Below are 25,032 nucleotides of genomic sequence, written 5' to 3'. Positions count from 1 at the left end.
ATGGTCGAAAGCCTGATCTCGGACATTCTGTTTGGCTTTACCGGCTTGATCAGCATCATCAATCCGATCGGCGGCGCGTTCGTGTTTCTCGACCGGACCGCATCGCTGACGAGCGAGGAGCGCACCGCGCTCGCGCGCAAGATCGCGATCAACGCCACCTGCGTGCTGCTGGTGGCGTTCTTTATCGGCACGCCGGTGCTGCATTTCTTCGGTATTTCGATGGAAGCGCTGCGGATCGGCGGCGGGCTCGCGCTGGCGGTCGGCGGCTGGCAGATGCTCAATGCGCCGGACACCCCGGCGGCCGATCAGACCGCCGTGAAACGCGTCGACGCGGAGAACGCGATGTCGAAAGCATTCTTTCCGCTGACGATCCCGCTCACCACCGGGCCCGGCTCGATCGCGACCGCGATCGCGCTGACCGCGAACCGCACCCACAAGCTGTCGGCGTTCGTCGCGTCCAGCATCGCGTCGGTCGCGATCACGTTGCTGGTGGCGGCCACCGTGTATCTGGTCTATAGCCGCGCGACCGTGTTCCCGCGCTACCTGGGCGTGGAAGGGACCAAGGTCGCGCTGCGGGTGTCGGCGTTTTTGCTGCTGTGCATCGGTGTGCAGATCATTTTGACCGGCGTGTCGGAATTCCTGATTCCGATCGCGACGATGCCGCCGGCCGCGCACTAGCGCCGCGAGGGCGGGGCCGCTGTCCGGCTCAAGTCTCGCGCGGTGCTCAGCGCGTGAGCAGCATCGCGCCGAGCACCGAGAACACCGTCGACGGCAGCTCGGTGAGGCGGCTGATCACCACGTTGCGCGGATAGAAGTCCTCGACCGCGTCGGTCAGCACGCCGATTCCCACCAGTTCGATCCCACGTTGTCCTATCGCGGCGACGCGTTCGCGCAGATCGCTGCGCAACACCTGTGGATCGCCGTCGCCGGTCGACGGATAGCCATCCGAAAACACCATCAGAATGCGGCGCGCGGCGGGCTGCGCGGCGAGCCGCGTCGCCGCCCACGCGAGCGCTTCGCCATCCGGGTTCTCGTGTCCGCAATCGATCCGCGCGATCCCGCTCAGATCGGTCGCGCCGAACCGTTTGTACACCTTCAGATCGAGCCGCTCGACGAAGCGGTTGTAGCGCCGCAGGTCGGCGCCGGCCGCGCGCTGGCGTTCGTACAGCTGCTTCATTTCCGGCGCTTCGAGCGAGCAGTAGCCGAGCACTTCGCATTCGAACGACAGTTGCGTCAGCGCATCGCACAGCGCGCTCGCGCACAGCCGCGCGAGTTCGATCTTGCGGCCCGCCATCGAGCCGCTGCGGTCGATCAGCAGGCTCACCGCGACGTCGCGCCCCTTCGTGACGCGCTGGGTGCGGAACGGCGTGCGATAGCCGGGCGTGGTCGCCAGTTTCGCGAGCGCGCTGCGGTCGAGCTCGCCGCGTTCCTGGTCGCGGCGCCAGCGTATGCGTTCGTCGGCGCAGAGCGCGCGTTCGAGTTTCTGTTTTAGCGGCGCGGTGTCCGCGCGGGCCTGTGCGCGCAGTGTGCGCCACGCGGCGCTGTCGCCCTGGCCGGTGAGATCGGTGATGACGTCGAATTCGGTGGCGAGCGGGATCGATAGCAGCAGGCGGGCGGGATGCGCGCCGGGCTTGCCGGTCGCGGCGGCGTCGCGGGAAGGCTGCTGGTGGCCGTCGCCGAGGGTTTGGCCCATGCCGATTGGGTTGTCGGATGGCGCGCCGGCCGGGTGTTCGGACTCGGCGGGCGGCATGGCGCCGTCGCCGGTGGGCCGCGCGTCGTCAGCCTCGCCGGATGATTCGGAGGCCGTAGCGGTTTGCGTATCGAGGTCTTCCGCCGGGCCGGCCGTGAACATCATGTTGTTGACATCGCCGGCCGACAGCGAGCGCACGCGGGCCACGAGTTCGTGCGCGAGCGCGATGCTGCGGGCGGTCGAGCCGCTTGCGCGCGCGTCGTCGAGCAGATCGTGCGCGGCGTGCAACGCGGCCAGCAGCGACGGACTCGCTTCGCTACGAGCCGGCGCCTCGTCCCACAGCGCGCGTTCGATCAGCCACGCGAGCCGGTCGCGCCAATGCAGCTTTGGCCAGCGCTGCCGCACGCGCCCGGCCGCATGCTCGCGCAGTTTGCCGATGAACCAGCGCGCGCCCGGATATTCGTCGAGCAGTTGCGCGCACACGCGCCGATCGTCGATCACCTGCGCGAGTTGCGCGGCGATGCCGGCGGGCAGCGCATCGAGTTGCGCGAGCGACGCATGCTTCGCGCGCGCGACCAGCAGGTCCAGATAGCCGATCAGCACGTCGCGCTCGACGCCGCCGTGCGCTTCGTAGTCCGGAATCACGATGCGGCCCGGCTCGACGCGCGGCCCCTCCGGACTGAACACGACGCTCACGCCGTACTGCCCGGTCAGCACGCGCGCGACCTTGCCGAGCGTCGATTCGAATGAGAAGCCCTGGATGTCGCGTTGCAGGTGAGCGGGGTGCCGTGGGTTCATCGCCGGTGTGAAAACGCAGGGGGCCGATGCGCGCGCCGCTCAGCCCGCCGGCGCGATGTGATGACGGACGATCCCGCGAATCAGCGCGGCGTCCTCCGGGCTGACCTTCGCGTAGATCGCCGGGCCCGCCGCGCGTTCCGGGTCGCCAGTGCGCAGCATCAGCTCGGCCCAGTCGAGCAGGCGCCGGGTCGAGAACGCGCTGGCAAGGTCCTCGCGCGCGAACGCGGCGCGGCAGTCGGCGGCGATCGCGGCGAGGGTGGCGGCGAGCGGACGCGTCAGGTGCGGCGCGAGCGTGCGCAGCAGCACGTCGGTTTCCTCGGCCGGCGTCAGATAGTCGAGCAGGTACACGCGCCAGCGATCGAGAAACGCCTCGTTCATCAGATTCGCGCCCTGGTACAGATGGCGGAACTGGCTCATCGCGCCGACCGCGTTGGCGGTCGCGAACAACCGGAAGTCCGGATGCGGCGCGACGATCTCGTGGCCTTTTTCCTTCAGCACCAGCGCGCCGTGCGGTTCGAGCACCGCGGTCAACGCGGCGAGAATGGACGGCTCGGCGAAGTCGATTTCATCGACGATCAGCCATAGCCCCTCGCGCATCGCGGTCGGCAGCACGCCGTCGACCCACAAGGTCTCGCCGCCCTTGACGGTCCAGAAGCCGACGAAATCGCCGACCGTGGTCTGGCCATTCATGTTCGAGCGCAGCACGCCATGCCGGGCGCGCGCGGCGATCTGTTCGATCAGGCTGGTCTTGCCGACGCCGGTATGGCCGATCAGCATCACGCGACGATTCTCGACAATGTCCGCGACGATATCGTGAAAGCGCGGCGAGAACAGATAGGCGGGGTTGATGCGCGGCACCAGCGGGTGGGCGGCGCCGTACGGGACTTCGACGGTGCCGATGCGCACGCTTTGCGGTGAGCTGTCGGCGGCTGCTTCGTGCGCGCCCTGATTGGCCGCTTGCTGTGCGGCTGCGGCCGCGGCCTCGGTTTCGCGCCGTCGCGCTGCGAGCATGCGGGCCGACGCGCGTTGTAACTCCGGCATGAATGCGATGCGCGACGGCGCGTCGCCGTCGTCCGCCGCGTCTTCGTTGTCGCGCACGAAGTCTTCACGCCGCCACTTCTTCAGTTTCGCGCGCAGGTTCTCCGCATCGACGACCAGATCGATATCGACGGCGCCGCCGCCGGCCGTGTCCGCGTCGCCATCCACCCCATGTTCGAGCCGGTACGTGGCCGGCCGCTCGCCGATACTCACGCGCCACCACTCGGTGCCGTCCGCGTTCTCGCGTCGATACACGCCGAGATAGTCGTCGTCGTTGCTGTCTTCTGGAGCGATCGGAACGGGCGAACTCATTGCGAATAAACTCGACGAATAAACTCGAATGTGGAAGCCAAACCCTGCATTTCGGTTTGGCGCTGACCGAATTGACGGCTATCTTATCGTGGGCAGCGTTCGATCTTCCATGCATCGCGCCAACCGGACCACGACAATTCGATGAAACGACCGATCATCATTCACTCCATGCTGCTGACGGGCGCGCTGGCCGCGGCGTCCACTGCCCACGCGCAAACCAGCGTAACGCTGTATGGGCGTCTGGACGGCGGCCTCGAATACATGAATCACATCAACGACGGCGCGGGCGGCAGTGCGAGCCGCTGGCGCGCGCAGGGCGGCGACTGGGGCACCAGCATGCTCGGCCTGAAAGGCAGCGAGGATCTCGGCGGCGGTCTCGCCGCGATCTTCAACCTCGAAACCGGCTTGCAGGTGATGGACGGCACCACCAGCGGCGGCCGGCTATGGTCGCGGCGCGCGTTCGCCGGTTTGAAAAGCCAGCAGTGGGGCACGTTGCAGGCCGGCCGCAATCTGTTTATCGACAGCGACGGCGTGTGGGAATTCGATCCGTTCGTGCAGCAGGCGTTCTCGTCGGCGTCGCTGGTGCGCGGGCGCAACTGGCAGCAGACCAGCAACAACATCGAATACAAGAGCCCGGTGTTCTGGGGCTTCGACGTGCAGGGGCAATACGCGTTCGGCAATCAGCCGGGCGCGTTCAACAGCGGCGCGCCGGGCGAATTCGGCCGCTCGAACGGCATCATGCTGACCTATCATTCGCCGCTGTTCGACATGCGCGGCATCTACGACGAGTTACGCGACAACAGCGGGCGCTTCAGCAATATCTTCCAGGCGTCGCGCGAATATTTCGTCGGCGCGAACGTGCATCTGCAGGAGGTGAAGATCCAGGGCGCCTATACGCATTACTCGGCGCCGGACTCGCCGGCCGGGGTCGCCGATAAGGCCGATCACTACTGGCTCGGCGCGACCTACAGCCCGCAATCGCGCTGGGCGGTGACCGCCGGCGGCTACTACATCCATGTCGGCGCCGGCACCGGCGATGCCGCGCACGATCCTTCCGGTCACGCAATGATGTATCTGCTCGGCACGACCTACAACATCACGAAGCGCACCTTCCTGTATGGCACCGTCGGCTATGTGAGCAACGGCAGCAATTCCAACTTCTCGCTGCAGGCGTCGCCGCGCGATTCGAGCAGCAATACGAATCCGCTTGTCGGCGATTCGCAGACCGGCGCGTATGTGGGGATGATGCATCAGTTTTGACGGGTGCCGCCTGCATCGGCGGCGGGCTCGCGGGCGGATCGCCGGCGGGCGGCTGCGGGTCGTCGGGCAGATCGTCGGGCAGCGGATCGGGGTCGATGTTCGGCGCCGGTGTGTTCGGGTCGAGGTTCGGATCGACTTCGGGCGGCACCGGCACGTGCAGTCGCAACAACCGATCGTGCAGTAACGCGATCAGCTCGAACGGTGCGCGCGCGGCGCACTTCGGATGCGGTAAATCCATCGTGATCTCCAGAAAGTCTCTATTGCCTTGCGCAACCCGCATGCCGTGCCCGCGTGCATGTGTGTCGCGTGGAACGTCTATTGCTCGCCGCTAGTGTTCGATGACGCAGCGCGCGCGCCGGAACCTCGGTGCGCGCGGCGCTTCGCGACGCACAACGCACGACAAAAGGCATCCAGCGAGGAACGCATATGGCGCGACACAAGGCCGACGTGGCTGACGACGACTTCGAGATTTTCGCCAGCTATCACGGAACAGGCGACGGCCGTTATATCGGTGGACTGAAAGTAGTCAGGAAAGCTGATCGAAAGATTCTGTTTCCGTTCGACGGCGCGCCGGAGATCGGCCCGTTCGCGACGGCCGACGAAGCGCGGCGCGCGGCGATCGCGTATGGCCGCGAGATCGTCGCGGCCGATCGCGCGGCGCCGGAGAGCTGAGCGGCGCGCGGGCGCAGCGCTCAGGAGCGCTCACGGCATGCCGCCCAGCGACGGCGAAATCGTGCTGCCGCGCGCCGGATCGTCCGGGTGTTCGTCGGGCACGGTGGGCCGTGCGGACAGCGGCGGATGCTCGCGATAGCAGGTGTCGACGTGACCGTCGACGAGGCAGCTCTGGAACGCATCGGCGTCGCTCTTTTGCGCGAACGTGTACAGCGTGCGCTCGACCTGCACCTCGGTATCGGACACGCGAATCGTCGTGATGCTCATGGCGTTCTCCTTCTCCTTTCAGATGCTGCAGCGGGTATTCCCTTTTTACAAAGACAGCGGGCGGTGTTGCTGACTGCGATGCCGCAACGGCCATGCCCGTCGGCGGCGGTCGCCGGTCTTCGCGGGTCATCCGGAAGGCGCGAATGTTGCTGCGTAGAACAGATGCCAGTACCACGAGGAGAAGGAGAACGTGATGCAGGATCGCCAACCGACAGACGCGCAGACCCAGCCGACAGAGCGCGAGCCCGCCCGCGAGCGGCGCGACACCCCGGAGCTGTCCGACGAAGTGAAAGCCCGCAACAGGCCGAGCGGCACGCACTACGTCGAGCCGAGCCCGCTTGGGATCGAACCGGTCGTGCAAACCGGCGTGGACCGCGCGACCAATCCGCCGCGCTCGAGCGAGCCGGCCCGGCAAGGCGCCGAAGTGCCGCTCGGCACCGGCCAGCACGCGGAGCCGCCGGGCGGCGGCGGGCGCGAGTCGCATCGCAAGGAGGCGGGCGGGAGTTGATGCTCCGCGATGCGTCGCGCACCCGCCGCGCGCCAAACCCTCAGCACACCCAGGAGAATCCGGATGCAATCGAACGACCCACCCGAACCGCTGAATCCCGGCGACGAAGCACCGCCCGACGCGCCCGGCGCGGGCGAGGACATCTGCCGCGCGTGCCGCGGCACCGGCCAGGTCGAGGGCCGGCAGTGCACGGTCTGCGGCGGCACCGGCAAGGTGCTGCAAGGCATCGGCGGCGGCTAGCCCGATGCGCGACGCCACCAGAATCACCAGCCTCGCGCGTGGTTGGCGCGGCGCACGCGCGGCCTTGCAGCAGCGGGGCCGGCGCGCGGACGCGCCACGGGCGCCCACCAGCCAGGAGTCAACCATGTTCAACGATTCGAAACACGGCTTCGATGCCGCGCAGACCGAGTACGAAGCGTTCATGCTCGAGCCGCGCGACTGGGTGCCGAACAACCGCAAGCTGCCGGTCGTCATCTACCGGCACGCGCTCGCGCCCGCCAGCGGCGATCTGGCCGCCGCGTTCGAGATCCTGTTCGAGCGCAACACGTGGCCCGCGCAATGGCGCGACAGCATCTTCGATTTCCATCATTTCCACGCGACCGCGCATGAAGTGCTCGGCGTGACCGCGGCGAGCGCCGAGGTGATCGTCGGCGGTCCGGGCGGGCGCGTGGTGACGCTGCGCGCGGGCGACGTGCTGCTGCTGCCGGCCGGCACCGGCCATTGCCTGCAATCGTTCGAACGGCATTTTCAGGTGGTGGCCGGCTATCCGGCCGGGCAGCAGTGGGATATCCGCCGCGAAGCGCTGACGCCGCAGGAACTCGACGCGATGCTCGCGTTGCCGTTTCCGCCGCTCGATCCGATCGACGGCAAGCATGGGCCGGTGATCGAGCATTGGTTGCCGGCGGTTTGAGCCGGCGCGGTTGACGTTGTCGTTGACATTGTCATTGGCGTTGGCGAGTCGTCCAGTCGCTGCCCGCTGGCGTGCAGAGTCGCGCGCAAGAGCGCATCATCGGTGGGCTTTACCGCGAATTTTTTTTGGCAGGCGCAGGCCTGAGCGGCCTCTGAGCTTCAGTGCCTACGGTTCCGCTCGTGCGTCACACCGCTCTCGCGTGCGCCCCTCCATTACGCGAATGCCAGCCGAACTACCGCGCCGCGCCGCGCGCCGCACACACGCCGCGCAGCCATCCCGCGATCTTCCGCATTGCCGAACAAGGAGCGTCTTATGCAAAACGATCCCGCCCTCGACCAGTTGTGCATCAACGCGATCCGCACGCTGTCGATGGACGCCGTGCAGAAAGCCAATTCCGGCCACCCCGGCACGCCGATGGCGCTCGCGCCGGTCGCCTATCACCTGTGGCAGAACCATCTGCGCTACGACCCGGACGAGCCGCTGTGGCCGAATCGCGACCGCTTCGTGCTGTCGGTCGGGCATGCGTCGATGCTGCTGTATTCGCTGCTGCATCTGGCCAACGTGAAGGCGGTCGACGCGCACGGCAAGCCGACCGGCGCACCCGCGGTGTCGCTCGACGATATCGAACACTTCCGCCAGATCGACAGCAAAACGCCGGGCCACCCGGAGTACCGGATGACGACCGGCGTCGAAACCACCACCGGGCCGCTCGGCCAGGGGCTCGGCAACAGTGTCGGGATGGCGATGGCCGCGCGCTGGTACGAGAACCGTTTCAATCAGAAGGACGCCCAGGTATTCGACTATCGCGTGTATGCGCTGTGCGGCGACGGCGACATGATGGAAGGGATTTCGCATGAAGCGGCCTCGCTCGCGGGTCATCTGAAGCTGTCGAACCTGATCTGGATTTACGACAGCAATCGCGTGACGATCGAAGGCCATACCGACCTCGCGTATAGCGACAACGTGGAGAGCCGCTTTCGCGGCTATAACTGGCACACGCTGCACGTCGACGACGCGAACGACGCGGCCGCGCTCGAAGCGGCGCTGGTCGAAGCGAAGAGCGTGCAGGACCGGCCGACGCTGATCGTGGTTCACAGCATCATCGGCTGGGGCGCGCCGCACAAGCAGGACACGGCGTCCGCGCACGGCGAGCCGCTCGGTGTCGATGAAGTCGCGGCCGCCAAGCGCGCATACGGCTGGCCCGACGATAAGTTCTTCTACGTACCCGACGGCGTGCACGAACGTTTCGCGCAAGGGATCGGCGCGCGCGGCAAGGCGGCGCGCGAAGAATGGCAAACGAAATTCGACGCTTACCAGAAGCAGTATCCGCAATTCGCGCAGGAATTCGCGCAGATCGAAGCGCATCAACTGCCGGACGGCTGGGACAGCGACATCCCGAGTTTCGACGCGGACCCGAAAGGAATCGCGACGCGCGAATCGTCGGGCAAGGTGCTCAATGCGATTGCCGCGCGGGTGCCGTGGATAATCGGCGGCGCGGCCGACCTGTCGCCGTCGACCAAAACCAACCTGAAATTCGAGGGCGCCGGCAGCTTCGAGGCGGATAACTACGGCGGTCGCAATCTGCACTTCGGCATTCGCGAGCATGCGATGGGCGCGGTGGTCAACGGCCTCGCGCTGTCGAATCTGCGCGCGTACGGCTCGACCTTCCTGATCTTCAGCGACTATATGAAGCCGCCGATCCGGCTGTCCGCGATCATGGAAGTGCCGGCAATTTACGTATTCACGCACGATTCGATCGGCGTCGGCGAAGACGGTCCGACCCACCAGCCGATCGAGCAGCTGGCGTCGCTGCGCGGCGTGCCGGGGCTCACGGTGCTGCGTCCCGGCGATGCGAACGAAGCGGCCGAGGCGTGGCGCGTCGCGCTCACGCAGCCGCATCGGCCGGCGTGCATCGTGGTGTCGCGCCAACCGCTGCCGACCCTCGACCGCAGCCGCTATGCGGCGGCGAGCGGCGTGAAGCGCGGCGCGTACGTGCTCGCCGATGCGCCCGACGGCCAGAAACCGCAGGTGATCCTGATGGCGACCGGCAGCGAGCTGTCGATCTGCACCGACGTGTACGAGAAGCTGAAAGGCGAGGGGGTCGCCGCGCGGGTCGTGTCGATGCCGTCGTGGGACATCTTCGAGCGCCAGGACGCGGCGTATCAGGAGTCGGTGCTGCCGCCCGACATCCATGCACGCGTCGCCGTCGAGCAGGCCGCGTCGCTCGGCTGGGATCGCTATACCGGCCGGCTCGGCGCGCAGGTCGTCATGCATACGTTCGGCGCGTCCGCGCCGCTCGCCGATCTGAAAAAGAAATTCGGCTTCACGCCGGAGGCTGTATACGAGGCGGCGAAGCAGCAGATCGCGCGGGTGAAGGGCGGCGGCGGGGCGGAGTGAGCGAGCGCCGGGCCGCCGCGCGAGCGCGTCAATTCGCCGGGATCGTCACCACCGGCGCCTTGCTGCTGGTGTCGGCCTCGGCGAGCGCCATCAGATTCTGCACGACGGTGAACGCGTATTTCGAATCGAAGTCGTTGCGCTCGACCCAGTACACCGACGGTCCATACGCGATCGACACATACGCATCGGCGGGCGCGCGCTGACCGGAATGGATGATGATGGTCGGCCGGGTTTCGCCGCCGATCAGCCCGACGGTCGGCTTGGTCGAACCGTCGGCGATCCGTTCGGGCGGCACCTGTACCTGCGCGCCGAGATCGCTGAGGATACCGAGCACCGAGCGTGTGACCATCGTGATGCGCTCGCCGTTGCGGTAGCCGGACGACGGCCCGTAGACGATCTCATAGCTGCGCGTCTTCGGCGACAGATGCAGCAGCTTGCGCACGCGCGCGACATCCGCGGCGGTACGCGGCGACTCGCCGCTATTGGTCGCGCCGATCGTCAGGAATACACCGAGTTGCGCGGTCGCGGCCGCATCGTTGCCGCTCTTGCCGGCCGCCTTGCTAGCGGGGCCCGCATCGATCTGACGCGTTTCGATATTCAGTTCTCCTGCCAGCTGCAAGCGGCGCAGCGCCTGGATCAATTCGAAGAAGCCCGGCGCGCCCGCGCTGTTCTCGCCGCCGAGCGCGTTGCCGTTCTGCAGTCCGCCGATCGATTGCGCGGTGATCCGCAGCAGCAGATCGATCGGCACGCCGCCCTCCGCGAGCGGCAAGACCAGCGACGGCGCGAGCGGCCGGATATAGGCGGACGCGAATGCTTCGCCGGTGGTCGGCGTGAACGTGAAGGTCGGCCGGTTCGAATAGGACACGCTGGCGGCCGCCTGCGCATAGTTCGGCATGCTGCCCGAGCCCGCGTTCAGCGTCGCGCCGCCGGTCGTGTCGAACGTGTACGCGGCGATGATGCTGCTGACGGTCAGGAACGCCGGCGCGTCGCCGTAACGCAAGCCGATTACGGCGGCGAGAATCTCGCGCTTCTTCGCGTCGCCGAGCGCGCGGGCGTAGTCGACCTGGTCCGCTTTGAGCCGCGACGGGCCGATATGCACGCAGGCGGAAGTGAGGCAGGCGGCGCACACGGCGGCCGCGACAGAGGCGGTTCTGAGCATGGATTGGGCGCGAGCGGCGGGTAATCCGCTGAGGAATGGAGTCTGCGGTCGCGGTAGCAGATGCCATTCCCGCGCGAGCGGTGGGGCGGCTTGCGAGGCCTACCGGTGGTTCGCGCAACGCGGTTTGACAGCAGAGGGGCTGGCTCCGCGAGCGCAAAACGCGTTGGCAGGATTTGCAGCCGCATTGCAAGATTTGCGCGAATCTTGCCAGCGGGTCGTCCCCGCGCTGAAGGCGGGAGCTATGCGTCCGCGGTGTGCTCCGCCGCGTCGTCGTGAGCGGTGGTTTCGAGCGTGCTGCGATAGGTGCGTGACTGCATTTCCGCGAGCCGGCTCAGCGTGCGCGACAGATCGTGCGCGCCTTCGAGCCCGCTCAACGCGCTTTCGAGCGGCCGGTCCGACACGATGAACAACGCGCGCTTGCGGTCGTAGAAGATATCGATCAGCCAGATCAGCCGTTGCAGCGTATGCGACTGCCGCAGCACGTCCGTGTGCAGCTGATCGACGATCAGCCCGTGCCATTGCTCGGCCAGATCGAGGTAGTCGAGATGCGAGCGGCTCACCACGCATAGCTCTTCGAAGTCCGCCCACAACAACGCGCTGCCGGCCGCGCGTGCGTCGAGCGGCCGGCCCGCCGCGCTCAACCTGACCGCTTCGAGCTTCGCGCCGGACTCGTGGCTCGCGAAAATAGCGCGCAACGCGCTTTCACTCGACGTATCGAGCGGCGCGAAGAAACGCGGCACCTCGGCCGCCTCGCCGCCGAAGCGGTAATCGCGCGCGCCGTCGAAATGGATCACCGTGAAGCAGCGTTTGATCTGCGCGATGGTCGGCAGGAAACGCTCGTGAAACTCGGGGTCGGGCAACAGATCGTCGGGTGCGTAGTTCGAGGTCAGCACGATACGGGTGCCCAGTCCAATCGCGGTATCGAGAAAACGGCCCATCAGGAATGCATCGGCGATGTCGTGCACATGGAATTCGTCGAAGCACAGCAGCTCGATGCCGTCGAGCCATTGCTTCGACACGTCGCCGAGCCGGTCGTCGCTGCGCGGCGCGGTGACGAGCCGGCGATTCATCTCGCGCAGGAATTCGTGGAAATGCAGACGCCGTTTGCGGCATGACGCAAGCTCGAACACCGTATCGACGACGAGACTCTTGCCGCGCCCCGGCAGGCCGTGACAATAGACGCCTTGCGATGCGAACGCATTGCCCGACCATGCGCGCCGAGCGTGCTGCTGCGCGCCGAGCAATGCGGCCAGCGCCGCAATCGCTTCGCGTTGACGAGGATCGGGGGCGATGCCGCGCGCGGCCAGCGCATGAGTGATGCGGGCTTCGTCAAGCATCGGCGGGAGCGCCGTTGGATGACGGCGTGAAGTGAACGGTGATGCGCGCGCGAGCGGCGAGGGCGGGTGTGAACATGACAGAGCGGCTGACGTAACGGGACCACGGGGCGCATATCGAACGCTGCAATGCGTCGCGTATTCAGATCAGTCGCCTGCGAATGGCAAGGTAATCGACGCGCATCGAACCGCCCCACGAGTGCGCGCCATTCTACCAGCGACGTGCGCGCCGGACCGTGGCCGGCCGCACACGCGGCGACTCGCGCGGCACCCCCGTGCCGCGCGCCGTCAGCTCTTGTCGCGATGCCCCGGCAGCACCGCGCCGAGCACCTGCTTAGCGGTTTCGACGACCACGTTGCCCTCGTCGGGGTCGCCCTTCAGCAAGGTCTGCGCGAAGGCCTTCGCCTGCGCGATCGTGATGTGCGGCGGCAGCGGCGGCACGTTCGGATCGGCCTTCACCTCGATCACGACCGGCCGGTTCGCGGACAGCGCATCGTCCCACGCGGCGCCCAGCTGTTCGGGATCGTCGACGTAGATGCCTTTCAGGCCGATCATCTCCGCGAAGCGGTGGTACGGCACCGACGGAATGTCCTGCGATGCCTGGAACTTCGGATCGCCTTCCATCACGCGCTGCTCCCACGTGACCTGGTTCAGGTCGCCGTTGTTCAGCACCATGCAGATCCAGCGCGGATCGCTCCAGCCCTGCCAGTACTTCGCGACCGTGATCAGCTCGGCCATGTTGTTCATCTGCATCGCGCCGTCGCCGACCAGCGCGATCACCGGCCGCTGCGGATACGCGAACTTCGCGGCGATCGCATAGGGCACCGCCGCGCCCATCGACGCGAGGCCGCCCGACAGCGAACACATCATTCCGCGCTGCACTTTCAGATCGCGTGCATACCAGTTCGCGACCGAACCGGAATCGCTGGTGACGAGCGCGTTCGCCGGAATCCGCTTCGACAGCTCCCACACGGTGCGCTGCGGATTGACACCGTCTTTCGCGGGTTCGAGCGCGCGCTGGTCGAGCGTCTTCCACCATTCGCCGGTCCAGCGTTCGATCCGCTCGCGCCACGCGCGGTCCTTCTTCTGTTCGATCAGCGGCAGCAGCGCGCGCAAAGTCTCGACACTATCGCCGACGAGATTCACATCCATCGGATAACGCAGGCTCAGCATGTCGGCCTTGATGTCGATCTGCACGCCGCGCGCGTCGCCTTCCTTCGGCAGAAATTCGGAGTACGGAAAGCCCGAGCCGATCATCAGCAACGTATCGCAATGGGTCATCATGTCGTAGCTCGGCCTGGTGCCGAGCAGGCCGATCGAACCGGTCACGAACGGCAGATCGTCGGGCAATGCGGCCTTGCCGAGCAGCGCCTTGGCGACGCCCGCGCCGAGTTTCTCCGCGATCGCGATCACTTCGTCGGTTGCGTGCAGCGCGCCGGCGCCGACCAGAATCGCGACCCGGCGGCCCGAGTTGAGTACTTCGGCCGCCTCGCGCAACTGCTCGTCGGCCGGCACGACCCGCGGCCGCTCGTAGCCGATGCCCGAATGCAGCGTGCCGTGCTTGCGCGCCGGTGCTTCGTACTCCAGATCCTGCAGATCGTTCGGCAGCACCAGCGCGGTCACCGCGCGCTCGGCCAGCGCGATCCGCACCGCGCGGTCGACCAGATGGCGCACCTGCGCGGGCACCATCGCCATGCCGACGAACGCGCCGGCGACGTCCTTGAACATCGCCGGTAAATCGAGTTCCTGCTGATAGTGTCCGCCGATCGCCGCGCGCGCCTGCTGACCGGTAATCGCGAGCACCGGCATATGATCCATCCGCGCATCGTAGAGTCCCGTCAGCAAATGCGATGCGCCCGGTCCGGAGGTCGCGATGCACACGCCCAGTTCGCCGGTAAATTTCGCGTGCGCGGACGCCATGAAAGCGGCCATTTCTTCGTGACGGACCTGAATGAATTCGATCGGGCCCGGCTGATCGGTATCTTTGTGGCGCTTTTTTGCTTCGCTCTGCATACGACTGAGCGCGCCGAACACGCCGTTGATGCCATCGCCCGGATAGCCGTAAATGCGCCGCACGCCCCATGCGTGTAGCCGTTCGATGATGAAATCGCCGACGGTTTCAGCCATGATCCTCGCTCCTCGATTGCGTCCGCTGCGGCCGCGCGCGAGCGCCGGCCCGTGTCGGTTTGTGTCGCTGGTTTGTGTCGCTGGTTTGTATCCGTTTGGGTCGAGCAAGGGCTGTACCTTGCGAATCGCTTGCCGGACGCTATTCGGTGGTGATCGAAGGCTGCGGCGCGTCTATCGGCTCATGGCCGAAGCGCTCGTATTGAGAAATGACCTGCGCGCCGAACAGCAGCAACGTGGCGAGCCATTCGAGGCTCAGCAGGATCACGATCGCCATCGTCAGCGAGCCGTACACGATGCTGACCTGCGATAGCGTCGCGAAGTACCAGACCAGCACATGCCGCGTGACCTCCCACAGCACGCCGGCCACCACGCCGCCGATCAGCGCGTGTTTAAGCGACGGCCGGCCGACCGGCATCACCAGGTACACCGAAGTGAGCACGAAGATTTCGCCGGCAAAGCCGAGCAGATATAGCAGCACGCGTGAGATACCGTGAAACGACAGATGCAGCCCGAACATTTCGAGGCCCACCGTGCCGAAGCTTTGCAGCGCGCTCGACACGACGGTGACGATCAATAGCCCGAGGCCGAGAAACAGGATGTAGCAGTAAGGCAGCAGCGCCGACACCAGGAAGTGGCGGCGTTTCACGACGACCCGGTGCACGAAGATCAGCGACATCGCGTTTTCCAGCACCGTGAACGCGAGTGAACTGAAGAAGATCATTGTGAGCAGCAACACCCAGCCGATCACCGCGCGATGCTGCAGAAAATTGGCGAGTTCGCGGACCAGTGCATTCGATTGCCCCGGCACCAGCCAGCGCAGCAGATGGCTCAGCGCGTCGAGAATCAGTTGCTGCGGCAGCACCCGCGACAGCACGATCACGATCAGGATCAGCAGCGGCACGATCGACAGCAGCGCGTAATACGCGACCGCGCCCGCCAGCAGCAGCCCCTGGTTCGCGCGAAACGCCTTCAGCGTTTGCAGGATGAAACGGCCGGGGTGCCTGGCGATATACAGCGCATGCTCGTCGAGCAGAATCCGCATGGGGCCTCGCGCCGCGCGCCGCGCGCTGCCGGATCGCAGCCGCTCTCGACACGCCTGATTGGGTTATATACCGTAAAGCACGAATGCGGCCATGCAGGAACAGGCGCCGGGCGGCATGCAGTTTGCTTGACTGCGGGTTTGATGGGCCGCTTCATGGCCTGCTTCATGGCCCGCATCATGGCCCGTTCCCCGCGCCGCATCGTGCGCGCTTTTCTTAACCGCTTGCCGAAGACAGCCCGATGGAGCAGCCGCAAGATCATCGCAACCGTGAGCCGCACCCGGCCTCCCAGCGTGACGCGCCTTCAGCCGATCTGGTCGTCGCGCGACCGGAGGGACTGTATTGTCCGGCCGGCGATTTTTACATCGATCCGTGGCGGCCGGTCGAGCGCGCGGTGATCACGCATGCGCATTCCGACCACGCGCGCTTCGGCCATCGCCGCTATCTGGCCACGCGCGCGGGCGCGAACGTGCTGCTGTCGCGACTGCCCGGCATCGCGTTGCGGACGCTCGACTACGGCGAGCCGCTCGCGATCGGCGCGACGCGCGTGTCGCTGCATCCGGCCGGCCATGTGCTCGGTTCCGCGCAGGTGCGGATCGAACATGCGGGCGAGGTGTGGGTCGCGTCCGGCGACTACAAGCTCGAAGCCGATCCGACCTGTGCGCCGTTCGAGCCGGTACGCTGCGATACCTTTATCACCGAGTCGACGTTCGGACTGCCAATCTATCGTTGGGATCCGCCGCAAAGCGTGTTCGATTCGATCGATTCATGGTGGCGTCATAACGCATCCGAAGGACGCGCGTCGGTACTGTTCTGCTATTCGTTCGGCAAGGCGCAGCGGGTGCTGGCGAGCGTCGATGCGGGCATCGGGCCGATCTTCTGCCACGGCGCGGTCGAGCCGCTGAACCGCGCGTATCGCGACGCGGGCGTGTGTTTGCCGCCGGTCGGTCTGGTCGCCGGGATACCGTCCAAAGACAAGGCGGTGTTCAAACAGGCGCTGATCGTCGCGCCGCCGTCCGCGCAGAATAGTGCATGGCTGAAGCGCTTCGGTACTTATAGCGATGCGTTCGCGTCGGGCTGGATGCGGCTGCGCGGCGCGCGCCGCCGGCGCGGCGTGGATCGTGGCTTCGTGCTGTCCGATCACGCGGACTGGCCCGGCCTGCAAAGCGCGATTCGCGCAACCGGCGCCGCGCGCGTGATCGTCACGCATGGCTCGGTCGAACCGATGGTGCGCTGGCTGGGCGAACAGGGCCTGCAGGCCGGCGCGTTCGACACGCAATACGGCGACGACACGGTCGAAGCCGATGCGGCCGGCGCCGACGAAGCACCGGCCGCGAGCGTACCCGGCGTAACTGGCGCAGGCGGTGCAACCGACGCAACCCGCGCAAGCGACGAATTAAGCGCGGACAACCGGCCATGAGCGCACGATGAAACGCTTCGCCGCGCTCTACACCGCGCTCGACGCGACCACCTCGACCCACGACAAGCTCGCCGCGCTGACCAGCTACTTCTCGGTCGCCGAGCCCGAAGACGCCGCGTGGGCCGCGTATTTCCTCGCCGGCGGCAAGCCGCGTCAACTGGTGCCCACGCGTTTGCTCAGCGAGATCGCGCGCGAACGCGCGGGTCTGCCCGAGTGGTTGTTCGAGGAGTCGTATCACGCGGTCGGCGATCTCGCGGAGACCATCGCGCACATTCTGCCGCCCGCGCAGCGCAGCTCGGAGCTGGGCCTGACGCAATGGATCGAGCAGCGGATGCTCACCTTGCGCGGTCTGCCGCCGGATGAGTTGCGCACGCGGCTGCTCGATTACTGGGACGAACTCGACTGGAGCGGCCGCTTTCTGCTGACCAAGCTGATCGGCGGCGGCTTCCGGGTCGGCGTCGCGCGGCAACTGGTGGTCAGGGCGCTCGCTGAAGTCGCGGGCGTCGATCACAAGCGGATCGCGCAACGGATGGTCGGCTGGACCGACTCGCAACAGAAACCCGACGCGGCGCGCTATCTGCGTTTGATCGCACCGCTTAACGACGACGCCGCGCAGCCGGGCGAGTCTCGACACGATAGCGATCTCGGTTTGCCCTATCCGTTCTTTCTCGCGCATCCGTTGCAGGCCGAGCCGGACACGCTCGGCGATCCCGCGCACTGGTTGATCGAGTGGAAGTGGGACGGTATTCGCGCGCAGCTCGTCAAACGCGGCGGCCGCGTGTGGTTGTGGTCGCGCGGCGAGGATCTGATCACCGAACGTTTTCCGGAGGTCGCCGCGCTCGGCGACGCGTTGCCGGATGGCTGCGTGATCGACGGCGAAATCCTCGCATGGGAGCCGGGCGCGGCCGCGCCATTGCCGTTCGCGCGGCTGCAACCGCGCATTGCGCGCAAGACGCTGACGCGCAAGATCCTCGCGGATTCGCCGGCCGCGCTGCTCGCTTACGACCTGCTCGAAGCGGACGGCCACGACTTGCGGATGACGCCGCTGGCCGACCGGCGCACGCGTTTGGAGGCGCTCGCCGGTGCGATCGACGGCACGCTCGCGCGTGGTCTGCTGCGCGTGTCGCCGCGAGTGGCGGGTGCGGACTGGCCTGCGCTCGCGGCGTTGCGCGACGAAAGTCGCGCGCGGGGTGTCGAAGGACTGATGCTGAAAGAGTGTGCGTCGATGTATGGCGTCGGCCGCACCAAGGCGTCGGGCACCTGGTGGAAATGGAAGATCGAGCCTTATGCGGTAGACGCAGTACTTGTTTACGCGCAACGCGGTCATGGCCGCCGCGCGAGTCTTTATACCGACTTCACATTCGCGGTGTGGGACGAAGCCGATGGCGTGCGCACGTTGGTGCCTTTCGCAAAGGCTTATTCAGGACTCACCGATGAAGAGATGCGCCGGGTCGATGCAGTGGTACGCAAAACCACTGTCGATAAATTCGGTCCGGTGCGCAGCGTTACACCGACGCTGGTGTTCGAAATCGGCTTCGAAGGCATTCAGGCGAGTCCGCGCCATAAGTCCGGCGTCGCGGTGCGATTTCCGCGCATGCTGCGCTGGCGCACCGATAAACGCATCGAAGACGCGGATACGCTGGCCATGTTAAAAGGCTTTATCGACGATCGTGCGGGATAACCCGCAGAGCACAAACCCCTAACATATAGGGCATTTTTTTCTCCGCATCGTCGCTTATTCTTTTGGTTATGACCGCGTGATCGATTCGCGCCAGTGAGAGCGCTCGCGGCCTGCATTGCGTCATCCCCTCAGTCCGTTGCAATACCGACATCGTGCGACGCCCGTCAACGGGGCGCACAGCACGAGGACAGAGCGTTGATCGATACCGCGCAGTCAGCGGATCGCAAGCGCCGCCATTCAAACGCCGTGAAGAACTGGCCATTCGAGTTCCGTATCTCAGGTTGAACATGCCTGGATGCGGGAATTCCGTACTGGCCGTGTGGTGATTTGGTTCGAGTGGGAATAACGGCTGATTTGTCGTAGTCAGGCAGACGCAATGGGATCGAATCTTGCGCGCGTGGCGCGAGATGCCCTTCAGGGCGAATGTAAAAGGGCGAGAAAAAATGACATTGTTCAACGACAACGTCGACAGTAGCGACGACGTACTCGTGTGGCGGCCGATTCAATATGCGATGGCCGCGCATCGACGGGTGCTGGTGGTCGACGATTACCGCGAGGCGGCCGAAGCGTTGCAGATGCTGCTCACCGCCGACGGCTTCGAATGCCGCGCGCTCGACGATCCGTTTGCGGTGTGCGACACCGCGCGCGACTGGCAGCCGTTCGCGGTGGTGCTCGACATCAAGATGCCGGGCCTCGACGGTCTCGAACTCGCGCGGCGGCTGCGCGCGCATCCGCAGACGTCCCATATGTTGCTGGTCGCATGTACCGCGTTTGCATCGCGCGACGACCGTACGCTCGCGAAGGCCGCGGGCTTCGACGCGCACTGCGCGAAGCCGTTGACGCCGGAGCGGCTGTTGCGCGTGCTCGAATCGGCGGCGGCGTTGCATGCGGCGGGGCCGCCATAACGGGCGTTTTGGATTCTTCGGATTCTCCGGGCGCTTGCGGCGCTTTTGAACCACGCTCTTAGTAAATACTTTTCGCGGCGAATTTCTTGCGCCGGGTCGACTTCACGTCGATGCCAACACAACGTCAAGTTGCGGTCAGCTTGCCGTCACATTGCTGTCATCTATTGCCGCGTCGCGCGGCTTCTTACGCGGGTCCACCAGTTGCTGAACAGGTCGTAACGCCGCGCGTTTGCGTGCGCCGTCTACTTCCCTTCACGTTCATTCGCAACCAGGAGATCCGTTATGAGCGACGCGCCACGTCCATCCCCGCCATTTCCGCAACAGCAGCAGGAGCAGACACCCGGCCGCACGGCCGCGATGAATCCGCAGCCCGATCACGGCGAAAAAACCTACGAAGGTTCGGGGCGTCTGACCGGCAAGGCGGCGATCGTCACCGGCGGCGATAGCGGGATCGGCCGCGCGGTCGCGATTGCGTTCGCGCGCGAAGGCGCCGATGTGCTGATCGCCTATCTGAACGAGGACGACGATGCGCGCGAGACCGCGCGCTGGGTCGAGGACGCGGGCCGCAAGGCCGTGCTGATGCCGGGCGACATCCGCGACCGCCAGCATTGCAATGCGATCGTCGACAAGGCGATCGAGGCGTTCGGCCGGCTCGACGTGCTGGTCAACAACGCCGCGTACCAGATGAGCTACCCGTCGCTCGATGCAATCAGCGACGACGAATGGGACAAAACCTTCGATACCAACATCGGCGCGATGTTCAGAATCACGCGTGCGGCGGTGCGCCATATGAAACCGGGCGGCACGATCATCAATACGTCGTCGATCAATGCCGACAAGCCGAACCCCGGGCTGATCGCGTACGCGACCACCAAAGGCGCGATCCAGAACTTCACCGGCGGTCTCGCGCAACTACTCGCGGAGAACGGCATTCGCGCGAACTGCGTGGCGCCCGGACCGATCTGGACGCCGCTGATTCCATCGACGATGGGGCCCGACAAGGTCGAGAACTTCGGCTCGCAGGTGCCGATGAAGCGCCCCGGTCAGCCGGCGGAACTGGCCGCCGCCTACGTGATGCTCGCGTCCGACGAGGCCAGCTATATCTCGGGCGCGACAATTGCGGTAACTGGCGGCGCACCGATTATTTAGGGTAGCGAATGGAAGTTTATTTCGTGGAAGTCCATTTCTTATAACGCGATCAGGGAGCGTGCCATGAAGATCGATCTGTCCATCAAACTCGTTGCGGCGCTGGTATCCGGCTGCTGTGCTTTCGGTTTCGCGCCGAGCGTGAACGCGCAGACCGGTTCGAGCCCGACCACCCAAGGCAGCAAAGCGGGCGCTAAAGGCGGCGCCGGCCTCGAAGAATCGCGCACGCCGGACTCCACCAGCGCGAACAATGCAAACGGCTCGGTCGGCGAGGGCAGCGGCGCGACCAACGGCGTCGCCGGCGGCGGCAACGGCCGGGTAACGAAGCAGCACGCAACGCCGAGCCATAAGCGGATGAAAGGCGCGTCGTCCGAGCCCGCGGGCGGGACCGGGCAGTGAGTGCAATGCGGCGGCGGTTTGCGGCTGACCGCGCGTGAAGCGCGTGAAGCGCGTGACGCGTGCGGCCATGTCGCGGCTGCGCGCTCGATGATAAGGAGGACCTACGATGCTTACTCCCGATGCTCAAGCCGCGCCGCCGTCGACGCCGGCGCAGTCTGACAACCCACCGGCAACCCACGCAGTGACGTTCGAGATCAACGGCGAGACGCGGCGCTTCGAGGTCGAAGCGTGGACCACGTTGCTCGATCTGCTGCGCGAACATGCGCAACTGAGCGGCACGAAGAAGGGCTGCGATCACGGCCAATGCGGCGCGTGCACCGCGCTGGTCGATGGCCAGCGGATCAATACCTGTCTCGCGCTCGCGGTGGTGTACGACGGCGCGTCGATCAGGACGATCGAGGGGCTGGCGAGCGGCGCGACGCTGCATCCGCTGCAACAGGCGTTTATCGATCACGACGCGTTTCAGTGCGGCTACTGTACGCCGGGCCAGATCTGTTCAGCGCTCGGCATGCTCGAAGAAGCGCACGTGCACTGCGCGAACGACGTGCGCGAGCAGATGAGCGGCAACCTGTGCCGCTGCGGCGCGTATACGAACATCGTCGCGGCGATTGTCGAGGTCGCCGGGTTTGACGACGATACGCGCGACATTCAGGACGAGCAGCGCACCGCGAGCGTCAATTCATCGGGAGCGCAGCCATGAACCGCTTCTCGTATGCGCGCGCCGATGCTTTGCAGGACGCGCTCGCGCGGCACCGCGCGAATCCCACTGCCGCGTTTATCGCGGGCGGCACGAACCTGGTCGATCTGTTGCGCGAGGATGTTGCGCGTCCCGCCGTGCTGGTCGACATCAACCGCTTGCCGCTCAAAGCTATCGATGCCTGCGCGAACGGCGGCCTGAAAATCGGCGCGCTCGTGACCAATAGCGCGTTGGCTTATGACCCGACCGTCACCACGCGTTACCCGCTGCTCGCGAAAGCGATTCTTGCCGGCGCGTCCGCGCAGATTCGCAATGTCGCGACCGTCGGCGGCAATCTGCTGCAACGCACGCGCTGCTATTACTTCTACGATGCCGGCACGCCGTGCAACAAACGCGAACCCGGCAGCGGTTGTCCGGCGCTGAACGGGCTGAACCGCATTCACGCGATTCTCGGCGCGAGCGAACACTGCATCGCCGTGCATCCGTCGGATATGTGCGTCGCACTCGCGGCCCTCGGCGCGACGGTTCATCTGCTCGGCCCGGACGGCGCACGCACGCTGCCGTTCGCGCAATTTCACCGGCTGCCCGGCGACACGCCAGAGATCGATACCAATCTGCGTGCCGACGAACTGGTCACCGCGATCGAATTGCCGCCGCAAGGCTTTGCCGCGCATCACGCGTATCTGAAGGTGCGCGATCGCGCGTCGTATGCGTTCGCGCTGGTGTCGGCGGCGGTCGGCGTCGAGCTGGATGAAGCCGGTCACGTGGTCGATGCGCGCTGCGCGCTCGGCGGCGTCGCGCACAAACCATGGCGCGATCCGGCGGCCGAAGCGCAACTGCGCGGCAAGCCGCTCACCGCGCAAAGCGTCGGCGATTTCGCGGCCGCGCTGCTGCACGGCGCACGCGCGCGGCGCGATAACGCGTTCAAGATCGAACTCGCGGCGCATGTAATCGTGCGCGCGTTCGGCGAAGCCACACAACGTTCGTTCGAGGAGGCCGCGCGATGAACCGTGCCGAAAATTTGCCACCGCAGGGCGCGTCGCGGCGCGCGACCGGCGTGCCGCATTCGCGCGTCGATGGCCGCCTCAAAGTGACCGGCGCCGCGCGTTACGCGGCCGAGTTCGCGGCCGATGGTCTCGTATACGGCTTTATCGTGTCGGCGACGATTGCGAGTGGGCGGATCGTGTCGATCGATACGTCGGCCGCCGACGCGCTCCCCGGTGTGTTGCTGGTGCTCACGCATCGCAAGCGTCCGGACCTGCCGGCGGACCCTGCCGTCTTCAAGGATCAGATTGCGCCCGGCGGCACGCCGCTTAGGCCGTTGTGGGACGAACGTATCTGGTATAGCGGCCAGCCGGTCGCGCTCGTGGTGGCCGAGTCGCTCGAACTCGCGCGCTATGCGGGGTCGCTGGTGCGCGTGCAGTACGAGGCCGCGCCGCACCAGACCGATCTCGACGCGGCGTTGATGAGCGCGGCGCCGCCCTCCACCGAGAAGGGCGGTTTCGATCCGCCGCCACCCGAGCGCGGCGAGCCGCGTCGCGCGCTGGCTTCTGCCGCGGTGCGCGTCGATGCGTTCTACAGCACGCCAGCCGAATATCACAACCCGATGGAAATGCACGGCTGCACGGTGGTGCCCGACGCGCAAGGCCGCCTGACCGTCTATGAAAAGACCCAAGGCGTCGTCAATACGAAGAGCTATCTGACCCGCGTGTTCGGTCTGCGCGACGATGACGTGCAGGTCATTTCACCGTTCGTGGGCGGCGCATTCGGCTCGGGACTGAGGCCGCAATATCATCTCGCGCTCGCGGTGATGGCCGCGCGCGAATTGAAGCGTGCAGTGCGCTTGACGTTGACGCGCCAGCAGATGTTCACGTTCGCGCATCGGCCGCAATCGGTGCAGCGGGTCGCGCTGGGTGCGTCGGCCGATGGTCGCTTGCAGGCGGTGATTCACGAGGCGGTCGCGGAAACTTCGCGGTACGAAGATTACTGCGACGTGGTGGTCAATTGGGCGGGACAACTGTACCGCTGCGATAACGTTTCGATGGGCTACAAGGTCGCCAAGCTCGATGTGCCGACACCGGCCGACATGCGCGCGCCCGGCGCGACGCAGGGGCTGTTTTCGCTGGAAGTGGCGATGGACGAACTGGCCGCCGCGCTCCATATCGATCCGCTCGAATTGCGCGTGCTCAACTATGCGGAGCGCGACGCGAACAAGAATCTGCCGTTTTCGAGCAAGGCGCTGCGCGAATGCTATCGCGAGGGCGCCGCGCGCTTCGGCTGGGCGAGCCGTCCGCTCGAACCGCGTGCGCGTCGCGAAGGCCACGAATGGATTGGTTGGGGAATGGCGACCGGCGCATGGGACGCGATGCAGAACGAAGCAGCCGCGCGCGCGGTGCTGAGCCGCGACGGTCACGTGAAGGTGTCGAGTTCGACCGCCGATATCGGCACCGGCACCTACACCGCGATGACGCAGATCGCCGCCGATGCGCTCGGCGTGCCGCTCGCCGATGTGAGCTTCGAACTCGGCGACACGCGCTTGCCGAAAGCGCCGATCGAGGGTGGGTCGTGGACGGTGTCGTCGGTAGGCAGCGCGGTCGATGCGGTCTGCACGCGCTTGCATAACCGGTTGATCGAACTTGCACGTGAACATGGCGGCGTCGGCTTCGCGGCGGCGGGGCATGATGATATTCGCCGCGCCGGCGACAAGCTGGTGTGCGGCAATGGTGCGGATGATTCGATCGCGATCGGAGCGTTACTGGAGCGCGCAGGCCTTATCGAACTCGAAGAGCAGGTCAGCGTGAAGCCGCATGAAAAACAGCAGGCGTATTCGATGGGCACGCATTCGGCGGTATTCGTTGAAGTGCGCGTCGATGAAGCGCTCGGCACCGTGCGGGTCACGCGGGTGGTCAGCGCGATCGCGGCGGGGCGCATCGTCAATCCGATGACTGCGGGCAACCAGATCGCCGGCGGCGTGGTGTGGGGGATCAGCATGGCGCTGCACGAGCACGGCCAGTTCGATCACGCGCTCGGCCGGCAGATGAACCACAATCTTTCGGAGTACCACGTACCGGTGAACGCCGATATCCATGCGATCGACGTGCTGTTTGTCGATGAGCGCGATGACATCGTCAATCCGCTCGGGGTGAAGGGTGTCGGCGAAATCGGCGTGGTGGGCGTGGCCGCGGCCGTGTGCAATGCGATCTGGCATGCGACCGGCAAACGCATCCGCGATCTGCCCATTACGCCGGATAAGCTGCTGGGTTGATCGCGCC

22 protein-coding genes are annotated in these 25,032 nt (G+C 66.1%); 15 read left to right on the top strand and 7 right to left on the bottom strand.

Going from position 1 to position 25,032, the window contains the following annotated elements; translation table 11 throughout:
• A complete protein-coding gene (locus tag BTH42_RS27205) occupies positions 1–678 on the top strand; it encodes a MarC family protein (RefSeq protein WP_075304273.1) in 678 nt (225 codons plus the stop codon).
• A gap of 46 nt (positions 679–724) precedes the next feature.
• On the opposite strand, the gene BTH42_RS27200 is transcribed toward BTH42_RS27205, so the two are convergent.
• Both BTH42_RS27200 and BTH42_RS27195 read right to left on the bottom strand, forming a co-directional pair.
• The gene (locus tag BTH42_RS27200; RefSeq protein ID WP_075304272.1) at positions 725–2,488 is read right to left on the bottom strand and encodes a cobalamin biosynthesis protein CobT; all 1,764 of its coding nucleotides are present in this window, start codon (positions 2,486–2,488) and stop codon (positions 725–727) included.
• A 39-nt stretch (positions 2,489–2,527) separates the two neighbouring features.
• Positions 2,528–3,838, bottom strand: coding sequence for an AAA family ATPase (locus tag BTH42_RS27195; RefSeq protein WP_075304271.1), 1,311 nt, complete (start codon positions 3,836–3,838; stop codon positions 2,528–2,530).
• 168 nt (positions 3,839–4,006) lie between these two features.
• Between BTH42_RS27195 and BTH42_RS27190 the strand changes: the two genes are divergently transcribed.
• Together BTH42_RS27190 and BTH42_RS27185 are read left to right on the top strand one after the other, a co-directional pair.
• Positions 4,007–5,098 carry a porin gene (locus BTH42_RS27190; RefSeq protein WP_075304364.1) on the top strand — a complete coding sequence of 364 codons (1,092 nt, stop codon included), beginning with the start codon at positions 4,007–4,009 and terminating at the stop codon, positions 5,096–5,098.
• Positions 5,099–5,524: 426 nt separating this feature from the next.
• Positions 5,525–5,770: a DUF6723 family protein gene (locus BTH42_RS27185; protein WP_075304270.1), complete on the top strand. Its 246-nt coding sequence runs from the start codon at positions 5,525–5,527 to the stop codon at positions 5,768–5,770.
• Between the two features lie 30 nt (positions 5,771–5,800).
• Here BTH42_RS27185 and BTH42_RS27180 read toward each other — a convergent pair whose 3' ends face one another.
• On the bottom strand, positions 5,801–6,037 hold the full coding sequence (locus tag BTH42_RS27180) for a hypothetical protein (protein ID WP_075304269.1): 237 nt from the start codon (positions 6,035–6,037) through the stop codon (positions 5,801–5,803).
• A 193-nt stretch (positions 6,038–6,230) separates the two neighbouring features.
• Here BTH42_RS27180 and BTH42_RS27175 point away from each other — a divergent pair, with 193 nt between their 5' ends.
• The 4 genes from BTH42_RS27175 (at position 6,231) to tkt (ending at position 9,852) form a co-directional block, all read left to right on the top strand.
• Positions 6,231–6,545 carry a hypothetical protein gene (locus BTH42_RS27175; protein ID WP_075304268.1) on the top strand — a complete coding sequence of 105 codons (315 nt, stop codon included), beginning with the start codon at positions 6,231–6,233 and terminating at the stop codon, positions 6,543–6,545.
• Between the two features lie 63 nt (positions 6,546–6,608).
• A complete protein-coding gene (locus tag BTH42_RS35640) occupies positions 6,609–6,785 on the top strand; it encodes a hypothetical protein (RefSeq protein WP_178392248.1) in 177 nt (58 codons plus the stop codon).
• 124 nt (positions 6,786–6,909) lie between these two features.
• Entirely contained in the window at positions 6,910–7,455 is a 546-nt protein-coding gene (locus tag BTH42_RS27170) for a cupin (RefSeq protein WP_075304267.1), read from the top strand.
• A gap of 312 nt (positions 7,456–7,767) precedes the next feature.
• Complete coding sequence (tkt, locus tag BTH42_RS27165; protein WP_075304266.1) at positions 7,768–9,852, top strand: transketolase; 2,085 nt, start codon at positions 7,768–7,770, stop codon at positions 9,850–9,852.
• A gap of 28 nt (positions 9,853–9,880) precedes the next feature.
• Here the strand turns inward: tkt and BTH42_RS27160 are convergent, their stop codons facing one another.
• The 4 genes from BTH42_RS27160 to BTH42_RS27145 all read right to left on the bottom strand — a co-directional run bounded on the left by BTH42_RS27160 (position 9,881) and on the right by BTH42_RS27145 (position 15,514).
• The gene (locus BTH42_RS27160; protein WP_075304265.1) at positions 9,881–11,011 is read right to left on the bottom strand and encodes a hypothetical protein; all 1,131 of its coding nucleotides are present in this window, start codon (positions 11,009–11,011) and stop codon (positions 9,881–9,883) included.
• 239 nt (positions 11,012–11,250) lie between these two features.
• Positions 11,251–12,348 carry a cell division protein ZapE gene (gene zapE / locus BTH42_RS27155; protein ID WP_075304264.1) on the bottom strand — a complete coding sequence of 366 codons (1,098 nt, stop codon included), beginning with the start codon at positions 12,346–12,348 and terminating at the stop codon, positions 11,251–11,253.
• A 285-nt stretch (positions 12,349–12,633) separates the two neighbouring features.
• Positions 12,634–14,472, bottom strand: coding sequence for a thiamine pyrophosphate-requiring protein (locus BTH42_RS27150; protein ID WP_075304263.1), 1,839 nt, complete (start codon positions 14,470–14,472; stop codon positions 12,634–12,636).
• A 139-nt stretch (positions 14,473–14,611) separates the two neighbouring features.
• Positions 14,612–15,514, bottom strand: coding sequence for a YihY/virulence factor BrkB family protein (locus BTH42_RS27145; RefSeq protein WP_075304262.1), 903 nt, complete (start codon positions 15,512–15,514; stop codon positions 14,612–14,614).
• Between the two features lie 239 nt (positions 15,515–15,753).
• Here BTH42_RS27145 and BTH42_RS27140 point away from each other — a divergent pair, with 239 nt between their 5' ends.
• From BTH42_RS27140 to BTH42_RS27105, 8 genes are all read left to right on the top strand, one after another.
• Positions 15,754–16,932 (top strand): ligase-associated DNA damage response exonuclease, encoded by a 1,179-nt coding sequence (locus tag BTH42_RS27140; RefSeq protein ID WP_075304261.1) that lies wholly within the window; start codon positions 15,754–15,756, stop codon positions 16,930–16,932.
• Between the two features lie 7 nt (positions 16,933–16,939).
• On the top strand, positions 16,940–18,613 hold the full coding sequence (locus BTH42_RS27135; RefSeq protein ID WP_075304260.1) for an ATP-dependent DNA ligase: 1,674 nt from the start codon (positions 16,940–16,942) through the stop codon (positions 18,611–18,613).
• A 443-nt stretch (positions 18,614–19,056) separates the two neighbouring features.
• Positions 19,057–19,518 carry a response regulator gene (locus BTH42_RS27130; RefSeq protein WP_075304259.1) on the top strand — a complete coding sequence of 154 codons (462 nt, stop codon included), beginning with the start codon at positions 19,057–19,059 and terminating at the stop codon, positions 19,516–19,518.
• Positions 19,519–19,800: 282 nt separating this feature from the next.
• Positions 19,801–20,667 carry a glucose 1-dehydrogenase gene (locus BTH42_RS27125; RefSeq protein WP_075304258.1) on the top strand — a complete coding sequence of 289 codons (867 nt, stop codon included), beginning with the start codon at positions 19,801–19,803 and terminating at the stop codon, positions 20,665–20,667.
• Between the two features lie 63 nt (positions 20,668–20,730).
• Positions 20,731–21,063: a hypothetical protein gene (locus BTH42_RS27120; protein ID WP_075304257.1), complete on the top strand. Its 333-nt coding sequence runs from the start codon at positions 20,731–20,733 to the stop codon at positions 21,061–21,063.
• A 106-nt stretch (positions 21,064–21,169) separates the two neighbouring features.
• Entirely contained in the window at positions 21,170–21,763 is a 594-nt protein-coding gene (locus BTH42_RS27115) for a (2Fe-2S)-binding protein (protein WP_075304256.1), read from the top strand.
• Entirely contained in the window at positions 21,760–22,767 is a 1,008-nt protein-coding gene (locus tag BTH42_RS27110; protein ID WP_075304255.1) for a xanthine dehydrogenase family protein subunit M, read from the top strand. The genes BTH42_RS27115 and BTH42_RS27110 overlap by 4 nt, the downstream gene beginning before the upstream one ends.
• Positions 22,764–25,025, top strand: coding sequence for a xanthine dehydrogenase family protein molybdopterin-binding subunit (locus BTH42_RS27105; protein WP_075304254.1), 2,262 nt, complete (start codon positions 22,764–22,766; stop codon positions 25,023–25,025). The genes BTH42_RS27110 and BTH42_RS27105 overlap by 4 nt, the downstream gene beginning before the upstream one ends.
• Positions 25,026–25,032: the final 7 nt, after the last annotated feature.

This window comes from Burkholderia sp. SRS-W-2-2016, assembly GCF_001931485.1.
Classification (GTDB): Bacteria; Pseudomonadota; Gammaproteobacteria; order Burkholderiales; family Burkholderiaceae; genus Paraburkholderia.
Note: the sequence above shows the minus strand (reverse complement) of the source record. Positions and strands in the feature narration are given on the sequence as shown.

What these genes read in the sequence shown, in the direction of transcription:
- BTH42_RS27125 (WP_075304258.1), top strand. Translation starts at nt 19,801, where the DNA reads ATGAGCGACGCGCCACGTCCATCCCCGCCATTTCCGCAACAGCAGCAG.
- BTH42_RS27160 (WP_075304265.1), bottom strand. Translation starts at nt 11,011, where the DNA reads ATGCTCAGAACCGCCTCTGTCGCGGCCGCCGTGTGCGCCGCCTGCCTC.
- BTH42_RS27120 (WP_075304257.1), top strand. Translation starts at nt 20,731, where the DNA reads ATGAAGATCGATCTGTCCATCAAACTCGTTGCGGCGCTGGTATCCGGC.
- BTH42_RS27130 (WP_075304259.1), top strand. Translation starts at nt 19,057, where the DNA reads ATGACATTGTTCAACGACAACGTCGACAGTAGCGACGACGTACTCGTG.
- BTH42_RS27200 (WP_075304272.1), bottom strand. Translation starts at nt 2,488, where the DNA reads ATGAACCCACGGCACCCCGCTCACCTGCAACGCGACATCCAGGGCTTC.
- BTH42_RS27150 (WP_075304263.1), bottom strand. Translation starts at nt 14,472, where the DNA reads ATGGCTGAAACCGTCGGCGATTTCATCATCGAACGGCTACACGCATGG.
- BTH42_RS27190 (WP_075304364.1), top strand. Translation starts at nt 4,007, where the DNA reads ATGCTGCTGACGGGCGCGCTGGCCGCGGCGTCCACTGCCCACGCGCAA.
- BTH42_RS27180 (WP_075304269.1), bottom strand. Translation starts at nt 6,037, where the DNA reads ATGAGCATCACGACGATTCGCGTGTCCGATACCGAGGTGCAGGTCGAG.
- zapE (WP_075304264.1), bottom strand. Translation starts at nt 12,348, where the DNA reads ATGCTTGACGAAGCCCGCATCACTCATGCGCTGGCCGCGCGCGGCATC.
- BTH42_RS27115 (WP_075304256.1), top strand. Translation starts at nt 21,170, where the DNA reads ATGCTTACTCCCGATGCTCAAGCCGCGCCGCCGTCGACGCCGGCGCAG.
- BTH42_RS27140 (WP_075304261.1), top strand. Translation starts at nt 15,754, where the DNA reads ATGGAGCAGCCGCAAGATCATCGCAACCGTGAGCCGCACCCGGCCTCC.
- BTH42_RS27185 (WP_075304270.1), top strand. Translation starts at nt 5,525, where the DNA reads ATGGCGCGACACAAGGCCGACGTGGCTGACGACGACTTCGAGATTTTC.
- BTH42_RS27105 (WP_075304254.1), top strand. Translation starts at nt 22,764, where the DNA reads ATGAACCGTGCCGAAAATTTGCCACCGCAGGGCGCGTCGCGGCGCGCG.
- BTH42_RS35640 (WP_178392248.1), top strand. Translation starts at nt 6,609, where the DNA reads ATGCAATCGAACGACCCACCCGAACCGCTGAATCCCGGCGACGAAGCA.
- BTH42_RS27170 (WP_075304267.1), top strand. Translation starts at nt 6,910, where the DNA reads ATGTTCAACGATTCGAAACACGGCTTCGATGCCGCGCAGACCGAGTAC.
- BTH42_RS27205 (WP_075304273.1), top strand. Translation starts at nt 1, where the DNA reads ATGGTCGAAAGCCTGATCTCGGACATTCTGTTTGGCTTTACCGGCTTG.
- BTH42_RS27195 (WP_075304271.1), bottom strand. Translation starts at nt 3,838, where the DNA reads ATGAGTTCGCCCGTTCCGATCGCTCCAGAAGACAGCAACGACGACGAC.
- BTH42_RS27145 (WP_075304262.1), bottom strand. Translation starts at nt 15,514, where the DNA reads ATGCGGATTCTGCTCGACGAGCATGCGCTGTATATCGCCAGGCACCCC.
- BTH42_RS27175 (WP_075304268.1), top strand. Translation starts at nt 6,231, where the DNA reads ATGCAGGATCGCCAACCGACAGACGCGCAGACCCAGCCGACAGAGCGC.
- BTH42_RS27135 (WP_075304260.1), top strand. Translation starts at nt 16,940, where the DNA reads ATGAAACGCTTCGCCGCGCTCTACACCGCGCTCGACGCGACCACCTCG.
- BTH42_RS27110 (WP_075304255.1), top strand. Translation starts at nt 21,760, where the DNA reads ATGAACCGCTTCTCGTATGCGCGCGCCGATGCTTTGCAGGACGCGCTC.
- tkt (WP_075304266.1), top strand. Translation starts at nt 7,768, where the DNA reads ATGCAAAACGATCCCGCCCTCGACCAGTTGTGCATCAACGCGATCCGC.